We start from the raw sequence: 12,393 nt of genomic DNA on the forward strand, positions 1-12,393 counted from the left end.
CTGAGCGGTTTCTGGCCAATTTCCCCGGCTCGACTGATGCCGAGCTGCAATGCCTGGCATTGCGCTTTCAACTGCAAACCAAGGCCTTGCCAGAATCTGACATCTGGCAACAAACTGAGCAGCTGTGGACTGAGGGTAAATCGCAGCCAAAAGCCTGCGACCCGTTATTTACTGCCTGGCGCAACAGTAAACCACTGCAAAGTGAAACCGTGCATCGCCGCCTGCAGTTAGCGGCAGAGGGCGGTCAGACTCAGCTTATACCGTACTTAAAAACGTTGCTTCCGGCCAGCGAGCAATATCTGGCGGATTTATGGCAGCAAACCCGACGTAACCCAGCTGTGATTGCCCGGGCAACGTTTTTTCCCGGTAAACATATTATCGAGCGTGATGTACTGGCCTATGGCTTAAAGCGTCTGGTCTGGCGCTCGCCTGATCAGGCACTGGCGACCTGGCAACGTCATGTTAATGATCCTTATTTTTCCAAAGCGCAACGCTTAGATGTACAGCGCCAGTTTGCGATTGCTCTGGCCAGTAAAGGCGATAGTCGTGCCGACAGCTGGCTGACGACCTTACCTGCTGAATTATTTGATACCAACCTGGCCCAGTGGCAGGTTGCCCATGCCTTGCGCGAACTGGACTGGCCAAAAGTGCAAAAGGTAATAGAGCAGCTACCTGCTGAACTGCAAGGCGATATTAATTGGCGTTACTGGCGGGCCAGGGCATTGGAAGAGCAAGGTAACGCTGAACTGGCCAATGCCGAATTTACCGCTATCGCCGGCGAGCGCCATTATTACGGCTTTATGGCCGCTGCCAGAATTGGCCTGCCACCCAGTTTGGCTCACAATCCGGTAAAGGTTAGCGATGAAGAAATTGCCTTGTTGCAACAGCACCCGGCGGTGCAGCGTGCTCAGCAGTTCCTGGCGATGGGCCGATTAACCGAAGCCCGTAGGGAATGGAATCACTTACAAGATACCTCTGACGAGCAGCAAAAACTGACCTCAGCCAAGCTGGCAAGTCAGCTGCAATGGTATGAAAGGGCGATATTTTCACTGGCAGATGTCGGTTATTGGGATGACGTGGAACTGCGTTTTCCGTTGGCTTATCAGCAGGAAATGCAGCTGTCTGCGGATAAATTTAAAATCGATTCTGGCTGGAGTATGGCAATAGCCCGCCGGGAAAGCTCTTTTATGGCCGATGCTTACTCACCGGCAGGTGCCCGTGGTCTGATGCAGATAATGCCAGGGACCGCTAATGAAATTGCTAAGAAGCAGGTGCAAATTCGCCAGCTGTATAACGCAGTCACCAATATTGATTATGGTACTGATTATCTTAATTATTTAAAACAGCGCAACGATGGCAACCTGTTAAAGGCAACTGCTTCTTACAACGCCGGCTATAGCCGGGTAAGGCAGTGGATCCCGCGGGACTATGCACTGCCGGCCGATGTCTGGGTTGAAACCATTCCTTACCGGGAAACCCGCGAATATGTCAAAGCAGTAATGGCTTATTATCAGATTTATAATCTTCGGATGAATGTGGCCCAGGATGTTTTTAAACCGCTGGTGGCTATGAAGATTGGGGTGGTAGTGGAATAGTGCTATTATTGCGCTCATTAGCATAATCAACACTAAAGGGTCGATATGAACTCAGGTTATCAGGCGTTATATCAGGCACATATTGCCGAACTTCAGCAGCGCACATCGCAGGTGCTGGCTCGCGAAAATCTGGATGGATTAGTGATTCACTCCGGTCAGGCTAAGCGCAAGTTTCTGGATGATATGGATTACCCTTTTAAAGCCAACCCGCATTTTAAAGCCTGGTTACCGGTCATTGACAATCCGCACTGCTGGTTGTTAGTGGATGGCGTAAATAAACCGAAACTGATTTTTTACCGGCCAAAGGACTTCTGGCACAAAGTACCTGATGAGCCCGCCGATTTCTGGGCTGAGCATTTTGATATTCAGCTGTTGGATAAAGCCAATAAAGTAGAAACGTTGTTGCCTTACGATAAAGCGCGGCTAGCCTATGTTGGTGAATATCTGGAAGTCGCCCGGGCGCTGGGGTTTACTGAAATTAACCCAGAGCCGGTACTCAGTTATTTACACTTTTACCGGGCCTATAAAACAGGTTATGAACTGGCATGTCTGCGCAAGGCTAATCAACTGGCGGTAGCAGGGCATCGAGCGGCAAAAGCGGCATTTTATGCCGGTGGTAGTGAGTTTGATATTCAAATGGCGTATCTGGCCGCAGTAGGTCAAACCGAAAATGAAGTGCCTTATGGCAATATTGTTGGTTTAAATCAGAACGCGGCTATTCTTCATTACACTGCGTTAGAGCGGAAAAAACCGGCAGCGCATCACTCGTTTTTGATTGATGCCGGCGCGGAGTTCAATGGCTACGCTGCAGACATTACCCGCACTTACAGCTTTAAACAGAATGATGAGTTCGGCGATTTAATTACGGCAGTCAATCAACTGGAACTAACTCTGGTAGATGGTTTAAAACCCGGGATTAACTACACAGACTTACACTTACAATGCCATCAGGGTATTGCCCAAATTTTGCATGACTTCGATTTTGTCCGGCTTGAGCCTGCGGCAATAGTAGAGCGGGAAATCAGCCGTACCTTCTTCCCTCATGGCCTGGGCCATCATTTAGGGTTGCAGGTGCATGATGTTGGCGGCTTTATGCTGGACGAGCGCGGAACTCACATTGCCCCGCCAGATAGCCATCCGTTTTTACGCTGTACCCGGCTGATTGAGCCCGACATGGTGTTCACCATTGAACCGGGCTTATACTTTATTGACAGCTTACTGGCAGATTTAAAGCAGACTGATGCAGCAGCGAGCATTAACTGGGCTAAAATTGCCGAATTCCGCCAGTTCGGGGGGATCCGGATTGAGGATGATATTATTGTTCATCGTGACCGGAATGAAAATATGACCCGGGATTTGCAGCTCGCCTGACAAGGCGTTAAGGGACGCTATGCAATATCGCTCTATTATTCGGATCCTGGGGCTGCTGATCGCCATTTTCAGCATCACCATGATCCCACCGGCACTGGTCGCATACTTTTATAAAGACGGCGCTGGCGTCCCTTTTATTTTATCGTTTTTACTGTGTCTGGCCATGGGGTTCGCTATTTGGTATCCCAATCGGGGCAAACGGTCAGAGCTTAAAGTCAGAGACGGCTTTTTAATCGTGGTGTTATTCTGGACAGTACTGGGCGCGGTCGGTGCTATTCCGTTATTGTTTGCCAGCAACCCTGAGCTAGGTTTTGCCGATGCTTTTTTTGAGGCATTTTCGGGCCTGACCACCACCGGTGCCACGGTGCTGACCGGGATCGAGACCTTACCTAAGGCTATATTATATTATCGCCAGCAGCTGCAATGGCTGGGTGGCATGGGGATCATTGTCCTGGCCGTAGCCATTTTGCCGCTGTTAGGTGTTGGTGGCATGCAGTTGTACCGGGCAGAAACGCCAGGCCCGGTGAAAGATAATAAAATGACGCCACGTATTGCCGATACCGCCAAGCATTTGTGGTACATCTATCTGGCAATAACTATTGCCTGCGCGCTGGCCTTTCATCTGGCAGGGATGTCGGTGTTTGATGCGATTTGTCATGCCTTTTCTACGGTAGCTATTGGCGGTTTTTCGACATACGACGCCAGTATGGGCTACTTTAATAGCGCCACTATTAATATGATCTGCGTAGTGTTTTTGCTGATTAGTGCGGTTAATTTCCCGCTGCATTTTGCGGCAATTCGCGGTAAAAGTGTCTCAACCTATTTCCGGGATCCAGAATTCAAAGTGTTTTTAGGCATTCAGGCCAGCCTGGTGTTGATATGTTTTCTGGTGTTATTAAATACCAATGTTTACGCCACCGGCGGCGAGGCCCTTAACCACGCCGCGTTTCAGGCAGTATCAATCTCTACCACGGCCGGCTTTACCACTGATGGTTTTTCGACCTGGCCACTGTTTTTACCTATTTTATTAATTTTCTCCAGCTTTATTGGTGGCTGTGCCGGCTCTACCGGCGGCGGCATGAAAGTGGTTCGGGTGTTGTTGCTGTTTTTACAAGGGCGGCGTGAGCTTAATCGGTTGGTCCACCCCAGGGCGGTTTATGCCATAAAACTGGGTCGCCGACCGGTCGAAGACCGGATTGTTGAGGCGGTATGGGGCTTTTTTGCAGCGTATGCTGTGGTCTTTGTGGTCATTATGTTGTCGTTGATATTAACTGGTATGGATAACATCAGCGCGTTTACGGCCACTGCCGCCTGTCTGAATAACCTTGGCCCGGGCTTGGGTGAAGTCGCGGCGAATTTTGGCGCTATTCCCGATGCCAGCAAGTGGATACTGATTGTCGCGATGGTGTTTGGCCGTTTGGAAATTTTTACCTTACTGGTGCTGTTTACCCCGGCATTCTGGCGCGATTAAGCTGTTATTTAGTGACCAATTAAGCCGGGGAAGTATGTGCTGCTTAATTGTCCTATCAACTATCAAATAAAAATATATCAGATAAAAATTGCGCTGACCTGAAACAGCTTTTCCACTTCGACAATATGCTTTTTGTTTACCATAAACAGAATAACGTGATCATCGGTTTCAATAACGGTTGTGTCATGAGCAATCAGCACTTCATCGCCACGTACGATAGCGCCGATGGTGGTACCTGGTGGCAACTTTAAATTGCCAATGGTTTTACCCGCAACCTTACTGGTGCTGCTATCACCCCTTACCACGGCTTCAATGGCTTCTGCTGCACCTCGGCGCAATGAGTAAACGTTAACAATGTCGCCACGGCGAATGTGGGTTAGCAACGCGGAAATGGTTGCTTGCTGTGGTGAGATGGCAATATCAATTTCGCCACCTTGCAACAAATCAACATAGGCTCCGCGTTTGATCAGCACCATGGTTTTCTGGGCGCCCATTCTTTTTGCCAGCATGGCAGACATAATATTGGCTTCATCGTCGTTGGTAACGGCGATAAACACATCAATTTGTTCAACGCTTTCTTCTTCCAGTAACTCCGGATCAGAAATATCACCCACATAGACCAGAGTAGAGTCGAGACTGGAGGCCAGAAACTCTGCCCGCTCTTTGCTGCGCTCAATCAATTTTACACTGTGAGTTTTCTCAAGTGCCCTGGCCAGACCAAAGCCGACGTTGCCACCGCCTGCAATCATGATCCGGCGGTAACTGCGCTCTAGTTTTTGCAGCTCGCTCATTACCGCCCGGATGTGTTTGGTGGCGGCAACGAAAAACACTTCGTCATCAGCTTCAATGATGGTGGTGCCTAATGGCTTAATCGCGTTGCCCCGACGGTAAATGGCGGCCACCCGGGTTTCAATATTCGGCATGTGTTCTTTTAATGCGGACAACGCATGGCCAACCAGCAGACCGCCGTAGTAAGCTTTAACGGCTACCAGACTCACCTTGCCCTCGGCAAACTCAACCACCTGTAAGGCGCCAGGGTAATCAATTAAGCGTCGAATATAATTGGTTACCAGCGCTTCTGGCGCAATAAAGTGGTCTACTGGCATGTCGTCTTTATGAAACAGCTCATCGCGATATTTTAAATATTGATTGGTGCGAATACGGGCTATTTTCAGCGGGGTATTAAAAATACTGTAAGCAACCTGACAGGCGACAATATTAACTTCATCGCTGTTGGTTACCGCTACAATCATGTCAGCATCTTCCGCGCCGGCTTTTTTCAGAATGTCGGGATGCGAGCCATGGCCATGCACCACCTGCAGATCGAATCTGTCCTGCAGATTGCGCAGTTTATCGAGGTTGGTATCAACCAGCGTGATGTCGTTTTGCTCACCCACCAGGTTTTCAGCTAAGGTGGCGCCTACCTGGCCTGAGCCTAAAATAATAATTTTCATGCTGCGTCGTTATCCTGTGGCGCCTTTTGCAGCAGCGCATAATAAAAGCCATCGCGGTTGAGCTGGCCGGGGAATAATTGCCAGCCAGGCTGAATGCTGACATCGGTTTTTAGCAGGCCAGCTTCATGGGTGACAGGGTGTAAAAGGGCATCAGTATTCTCACTAAGAAACTGGCTGATCTGCTGCTGGTTTTCAACTGGCAATATACTGCAGGTAGCGTAGAGCAACATGCCGCCTGGTGCCAGCAATGGCCAGCATTGTTGTAAAATATGTTGTTGTAGTTCTGCCAAAGGGGCAATGTCGCTTTTTTTCCGTAGCCAGCGAATATCGGGGTGGCGACGAATAACCCCGGTAGCGGAGCAGGGTACATCCAGTAAGATTTTGTCGAATACCTGGCCATCCCACCAGCTGGCTGGATTTGCCGCATCAGCTGCCAATACCGTTGCCGTTAACCCCAGCCTTTGCAGGTTCTCCTGCACTCGCACTAAGCGGCCAGGATCTTTATCTAATGCGGTCAGTCTGGCGTTCGGAGCAAGTTCCAGCAGGTGGCAGGTTTTGCCGCCAGGCGCACAACAGGCATCGAGAATACGCTCGCCATCTGCTGGTGCCAATAAGCCAGCAGCATACTGAGCCGCCGCATCTTGCACTGAAAACCAGCCCTGATGATATCCGGGTAATTCCGTTACATCACAAGCGGTATCCAGCAATACTGCACTGGGTAAGGCTGCTATTGGCTGACTGTAACCAATATCTTCTTCGGTCAGGGCATGACAAAATTGCTCAGGGCTTACCCGCTGAATATTAACTCGCAACCAGAGCGGCGCTTTGTGCTGACTGGCTTCGAGAATGTGTTGCCAATGATCAGGATAAGCATGTTGTAAGCTACTGATTAACCAGCCAGGGTGGTTAAACTTTACCGCGTCACTTGCCTGACTGAAATCAAATAATTGCGGTTGGCGTTGCACATTGCGCAGCACGCCATTAATTAACTTGGTCAGGGACTGGCCTTTTAATTCACGAGCGGCTTCTACCGTTGCGTTAATCGCAGCATGGTCGGGCACTCGCATAAAGTGCAGCTGATAAATGCCGACGTAGATCAGAAACTGCAATACCCGGTAGTTTTTAACCAATGGCTTTTGCATCAGCTGTGCGCAAACTTGCTCTAATTGTGGCAATGTTCGCATTACCCCAAAACAAATTTCCTGCAATAGCGCTTTATCCAGCGGGTTGGTAATGTGCTGCTGCGCTTTGGGCAGCACGTCTGATAGCGAGCGGCCCTGATCTATCACCTGGTAGCAGCACTGAGCTGCAAGGGCCCGGCAATCCCGGCTCATGCTTTCGTCAACCTAGCGCTGGCCAATAATGCAGGTGCTTGCACATTACTGCCAACCTTAAACCAGTCGGCCCGGCCATTTAAGAAATCGGATACTGCCATTGGCTTTTTACCCGGCGGTTGCAAGTTGGTAAGCACTAACACACCATCTGAGCAGGCTATTTCAATGCCTTTTTTCGCCGCGCTTATAACCTGTCCGGCCTTCGCCTGAGGTGTTATATCCAGCCAGTCAGCCTGCCACACTTTTACCGTGCCCTGTGGCAGTTGCAAATAGCTGGCAGGCCAGGGGTTAAACGCCCGGATCTCCCGACTGAGTGCTTTTGCACTTTTAGTAAAATCGAGCAGACCCTCTTCTTTTTGCAGCTTTTGGGCATAACAGGCGTGTTGGTCATTCTGCGCTTCAGCGCTTTGCTGCAATGCCGGTAATTGTGCCAATGCATCAAGCAATGCCGCGGGGCCAAGCTCAGCTAAGGTGTTATACAAGCTAGCACTGGTATCAGATGACGTTATCGGGCAAGTGACTTTGCTTAGCATGGCACCGGTATCCAGTCCTTCATCCATTTGCATGATGGTAATACCGGTTTGTTGATCGCCAGCCCAGATAGCACGTTGAATTGGCGCCGCGCCGCGCCAGCGGGGTAACAGCGAGCCATGGACATTAATACAACCTAACGTGGGACTTTGCAGTACGGCTAGCGGTAAAATAAGTCCGTAGGCGACAACAATCATCACATCGGCATTTAATGCTGCAAGTTCAGCCTGTGCTGCCGGTTTTTTTAACGACTTTGGTTGATAAACGGGTAGCTGATGTTGCAGAGCCAGTTGCTTTACTGCACTGGGTTGTAGCTTCTGGCCGCGTCCAGATGGGCGATCAGGTTGGCTGTATACTGCTACAACCTGATGGTCACTGTTAATCAGTGCCTGCAAATGGCGGGCAGCGAAGTCTGGCGTGCCGGCAAATATAATACGTAAAGGCTGAGTCACGTTCTGTCCTGTATTACAGCGCGTGGCGCTGGGCCATTTTGGCTTCTTTTTCCAGTTTTTTACGAATTCGATCACGCTTTAACGGCGACAGATAGTCAACAAACAACTTGCCTACCAAATGGTCCAGCTCATGTTGCAGACAAATGGCCAGCAAACCGTCGGCCGCCAGCTCAAAAGGCTCACCATTTCGATCAAGTGCTTTTACCGTTACCGTTTCAGCGCGCTCAACTGAGGCATAGTTTTGCGGCACAGACAAACAGCCTTCCTCGTAACTGGTTGTGCCATCACGTGCGATAATCTCCGGATTAATCAGCACCAGCGGTTCATCGCGCTGCTCCGATAAATCAATGACGACCACCCGTAAATGGACATCGACCTGCGTAGCCGCCAGACCAATACCATTTTCATCGTACATGGTATCCAGCATATCATTGACTAACTGCTTGATTTCCGGTGTAACCGAGGCTACTGGTTTAGCAACAGTGCGCAAACGATCGTCCGGGAAATGTAAAACTTTTAAAACTGCCATAACACCTACAAAATTATGCTTTATTTCAATGGTTGTGGTATGTTTTAATTTTAGCCATTAATCCGCTGTATTAACAGCATAGTGTGCAATAATTAAAACAAGAATCAGTTCAAGGAAGCAGGCATGCTGAAAAAAATTGCAATATCTGTCATCGCGCTGTTTTGTTGGTTGTCTTTCAGCCTGCAAGCAGATGTGCTGCAAATCCGTGAGGATGCTCCCGCTTCCTATGTCGTCAAGAAAGGTGACACTCTGTGGGACATTTCCGCATTGTACCTGAATGAGCCTTGGTTGTGGCCGCAATTATGGCAAATGAACCCTCAGGTTGATAACCCGCATCTAATCTATCCGGGCGACACGCTAACCCTGACGTATGACAGTATGGGCAGGCCGCGCCTTGGGGTAAACGATAATGTTAAGCGTTTATCACCAGAGACGCGTAAAACCATGAAGGGCGACGGCGCTATCACCACATTACCGCTGAGTATGATTCGTCCGTTTCTGACGTACGAGCAAGCGTTAAGTGAAGAGCAAATAGCTGCAATGCCCTATATCCTGGGTACCAATACGGCTACTAAAATGGCAGCAGAAACCCATACCGTTTATGTTAAGGGTATGCTGCAACCAGGTACGTCATACGGCGTATATCGCAAAGGGAAGCCATATATCGACCCTGAATCTGGTACGGTGCTGGGCTATGAAACCAGTTTAATAGCAACCGCCCGTGCGTTCCGCCCAGGCCGTGAAGCCACGGAGGATAGCCCGCTTGAGGCTGCTTCTATGCGGGTGCTGAGTGTTAAACGTGAAATAAAACAGGGTGACCGGGTAATGCCGGCGCTTGAAGGACAGTCGCTGCCGGCTTTTTTCCTGATTAGCAAACCCGACTTCGATGTTAACGGCACCATTATTGATACAACCTCGCAACTGCGTGAGTTCTCCAAAATGGATATCGTGGTGCTAAACCGCGGCTTGATCAATGATATGCAAGCAGGCCAGATGTTAGGGATATACCGCCAGTCCCCGGCAGTAATCGATGGCAAAAACGGCCCTGTTTACGTGGAAGATGCCAATAAACTACAGAAAATGTTCCGCAACTTTGGTGAAAACAGCATTAGCATGCCAAGGGAAAAAGTAGGCGAGTTAATGGTGTTTAAAGTAGCAGAGCGGGTCAGTTTCGCCATTGTTACCAGCACCCGCCGTCCAATCCGGGTTGGAGATACCATCGCTAACCTGTAATTAACCTGATGGAGCCAGTTTGCCGTGGATGATCTTCGCAACTGGCTCGCTTTAGCCTCTGTGCATGGCCTGGATGGCCTGAAGTTCCAACGTCTAAGCGAGCAAATTTCTCTGACCGACCTGGTCAGATTGCCGATGAGTACCCTGCGTAACATTGGTCTGACCGCCCGTCAGGCCGAGTTACTAACGGTGCACGGTCAACGCCGGGCCGATTTAGCGCTGGAATGGCTGGCGCAATCTGCATCGCATCATGCAGTCACTTTCCATGACCCCCGTTATCCGCCACTGTTAAAACACATTAAACACCCGCCGTTGCTGCTGTTTGTAAAAGGCCAGGCTGAGTTATTGCCGCGCCAGCAACTGGCCATGGTCGGTACCCGCCAGCCAACGCCAACCGGCCGTAAGGTTGCGCAGAACTTTGCCGCTGAACTGGTGCAGCAAGGCTACATGATCACCAGTGGAATGGCTCGGGGTATCGATAGTGAAAGCCATAAAGGGGCATTACAGGGCGGTGGTTTTACTATTGCAGTATTAGGGCATGGTTTGCAGCAAATTTATCCGGCCAGCAATAAAGCACTGGCCGAACAGATAGTCGACAGTGGTGCATTAATCAGTGAGCTTTTCCCTGATATCCAGCCCCGGGCTGAGTTTTTTCCGCAGCGTAATCGCATCGTTGTCGGCATGAGCTCTGCTACCATAGTGGTTGAAGCGGCCCTGAAGAGTGGTTCGCTGATCAGTGCCAATCTGGCGGCAGAATACAGTCGGGATGTTTTTGCGGTACCGGGTTCGGTTTACAGCAGGCAGTCAGCTGGATGTCACTGGTTAATTCAACAAGGCGCTAAACTTGTTACCTGTGTGGCCGATATCCTGGAAGAGTGGCAGTTTTTTGCCCAGAATGGCTTAAGTACTTTAGCCTCAGATGAAAAAAAGTCTGCGCCGGACTTGTTTGCGCAGCAGTTGTTGGCTAACGTAGGAGATGACGCTACTGCAATAGATACTATTGCAAAGCGGTCTAACATGTCAGTGACAGACGTATCCATAACCTTACTGCAGCTGGAAATAGCGGGTGAGGTAGCAGCAGTACCCGGTGGTTACATTAGAGTGAGGAGTGCCTGATTATGTTTGATATCCTCGTTTATCTGTTTGAAAACTATATTCATAATGAATCTGATATTTATGTAAACCACGCGGATCTGACCAAAGAGCTCAGCCGTGCAGGCTTTCATGATGACGACATTTTTAAAGCCTTAAAATGGCTGGATAGCTTATCGGCGTTGCAGGAAAGCCATGTTAAGCCCTATTTAACTAAAGGTAATTCTACCGCTGTTCGTATCTATACCCTCGAAGAGCAGCGTAAACTGGACGTGACCGATCAGGGATTTCTGTTATTTCTGGAACAAATTAACGTTCTGGATGCGAACACCCGTGAGATGGTGATTGACCGGGCGATGGATCTCGACAGTACTGCGCTAAGTCTGGAAGACTTAAAATGGGTAGTGCTGATGGTGCTGTTTAATGTGCCAGGGCGGGAAACCGCTTACGCTCAAATGGAAGATTTAATTTTTGATGAACCCGATGGGCCCCTGCATTAAGCAGCTTTTAATAATATGACTGATGACACTCCGTTATTTAAGCTGCCGCACCAGCAGCAGCTTTGTCCACTTTGCCAGAACACGCTACAGATAAAATCGTCAAAAAATGGCCCCTTTCTGGGCTGCAGTGCTTATCCGGATTGCCATTATATTAAACCCTTACAACAGCACGACCACGCCATTGTTAAAGTGCTGCCCACTGAAGCGTGCCCGCAGTGTGGTGCAATACTTGCGGTAAAGAACGGTCGTTATGGTATGTTTATTGGCTGTACCGCGTATCCTGAATGTGATTTTGTGGTCGATCAGCATGAAGAAAACAAAGACAGTATAGAAATTGGCTGCCCTAAGTGTAAAAAGGGTCAGTTAACTGAACGGATCAATAAATTTGGCAAACATTTTTATGGCTGCAATCGCTATCCGGATTGCCGTTTTCTGTTGAATGATAAACCACAGGCAGGCCCATGCCACTATTGCCGCTACCCATTGTTGCTACAGAAAAAGTCAGAACTTTATTGTGCTAAAAAAGGGTGTGAAAAAAAGCAGCCAGCCAGTAAGGCTGGCTAACAGCTTATTCAGTAATTTGGTTTAGCATTTGCTCCAGCTCTGGGAACGCCGCAGCCGGTAACAAATCAATCAGTTTTGCAAAGTGAGCCTTAAGTTCAGCCAGAGAGTCGGCTGATAAGTTAATATGGCCCATTTTTCTGCCCGGCCTTTTGGTTTTACCGTACCAGTGCAAATGCAACCCAGCTAAGCCGAGAATAGCGGCTGGGGTAGTGTCTTCTCCCAGAATATTAATCATCAGGGTAGGACGCAGTAATGCCGTGTTACCCA

At 49.3% G+C, this 12,393-nt stretch carries 11 protein-coding genes and 1 pseudogene; 7 read left to right on the forward strand and 5 right to left on the reverse strand.

The window, feature by feature from the left end; translation table 11 throughout:
* The 3 genes from ABY802_RS13635 to ABY802_RS13645 all read left to right on the forward strand — a co-directional run.
* Positions 1–1,595 (forward strand): transglycosylase SLT domain-containing protein (locus ABY802_RS13635; RefSeq protein ID WP_372627681.1); only part of this gene is annotated, 1,595 nt, incomplete at its 5' end.
* Between the two features lie 45 nt (positions 1,596–1,640).
* Positions 1,641–2,966, forward strand: a complete 1,326-nt coding sequence (gene pepQ, locus ABY802_RS13640) for a Xaa-Pro dipeptidase (RefSeq protein ID WP_372627682.1) — start codon at positions 1,641–1,643, stop codon at positions 2,964–2,966.
* 19 nt (positions 2,967–2,985) lie between these two features.
* Positions 2,986–4,437 carry a TrkH family potassium uptake protein gene (locus tag ABY802_RS13645; RefSeq protein WP_372627683.1) on the forward strand — a complete coding sequence of 484 codons (1,452 nt, stop codon included), beginning with the start codon at positions 2,986–2,988 and terminating at the stop codon, positions 4,435–4,437.
* A 77-nt stretch (positions 4,438–4,514) separates the two neighbouring features.
* Here ABY802_RS13645 and trkA read toward each other — a convergent pair whose 3' ends face one another.
* Genes trkA through def form a run of 4 tightly spaced genes read right to left on the reverse strand, consistent with a single transcriptional unit; the run spans position 4,515 to position 8,737 of the window.
* Entirely contained in the window at positions 4,515–5,891 is a 1,377-nt protein-coding gene (gene trkA, locus ABY802_RS13650; protein WP_217670272.1) for a Trk system potassium transporter TrkA, read from the reverse strand.
* The gene (rsmB, locus tag ABY802_RS13655; RefSeq protein ID WP_372627684.1) at positions 5,888–7,225 is read right to left on the reverse strand and encodes a 16S rRNA (cytosine(967)-C(5))-methyltransferase RsmB; all 1,338 of its coding nucleotides are present in this window, start codon (positions 7,223–7,225) and stop codon (positions 5,888–5,890) included. The genes trkA and rsmB overlap by 4 nt, the downstream gene beginning before the upstream one ends.
* Entirely contained in the window at positions 7,222–8,208 is a 987-nt protein-coding gene (gene fmt, locus ABY802_RS13660) for a methionyl-tRNA formyltransferase (RefSeq protein ID WP_372627685.1), read from the reverse strand. The genes rsmB and fmt overlap by 4 nt, the downstream gene beginning before the upstream one ends.
* A gap of 13 nt (positions 8,209–8,221) precedes the next feature.
* The gene (gene def, locus ABY802_RS13665; protein ID WP_372627686.1) at positions 8,222–8,737 is read right to left on the reverse strand and encodes a peptide deformylase; all 516 of its coding nucleotides are present in this window, start codon (positions 8,735–8,737) and stop codon (positions 8,222–8,224) included.
* Between the two features lie 123 nt (positions 8,738–8,860).
* Between def and ABY802_RS13670 the strand changes: the two genes are divergently transcribed.
* From ABY802_RS13670 to ABY802_RS13685, 4 genes are read left to right on the forward strand one after another with little or no spacing between them, the layout of a single operon-like run.
* Positions 8,861–9,970, forward strand: coding sequence for a LysM peptidoglycan-binding domain-containing protein (locus ABY802_RS13670; protein WP_372627687.1), 1,110 nt, complete (start codon positions 8,861–8,863; stop codon positions 9,968–9,970).
* Between the two features lie 24 nt (positions 9,971–9,994).
* Positions 9,995–11,086, forward strand: coding sequence for a DNA-processing protein DprA (dprA, locus tag ABY802_RS13675; RefSeq protein ID WP_372627688.1), 1,092 nt, complete (start codon positions 9,995–9,997; stop codon positions 11,084–11,086).
* Between the two features lie 2 nt (positions 11,087–11,088).
* Positions 11,089–11,562: a DUF494 family protein gene (locus ABY802_RS13680; protein WP_290611908.1), complete on the forward strand. Its 474-nt coding sequence runs from the start codon at positions 11,089–11,091 to the stop codon at positions 11,560–11,562.
* A gap of 15 nt (positions 11,563–11,577) precedes the next feature.
* On the forward strand, positions 11,578–12,126 hold the full coding sequence (locus tag ABY802_RS13685) for a topoisomerase DNA-binding C4 zinc finger domain-containing protein (RefSeq protein ID WP_372627689.1): 549 nt from the start codon (positions 11,578–11,580) through the stop codon (positions 12,124–12,126).
* 4 nt (positions 12,127–12,130) lie between these two features.
* On the opposite strand, the pseudogene ABY802_RS13690 reads toward ABY802_RS13685, so the two are convergent.
* Positions 12,131–12,393, reverse strand: a pseudogene (locus ABY802_RS13690) (5-(carboxyamino)imidazole ribonucleotide synthase); the annotation flags it as partial.

This window comes from Arsukibacterium sp., assembly GCF_041616895.1.
Lineage (GTDB): Bacteria > Pseudomonadota > Gammaproteobacteria > Enterobacterales > Alteromonadaceae > Alishewanella.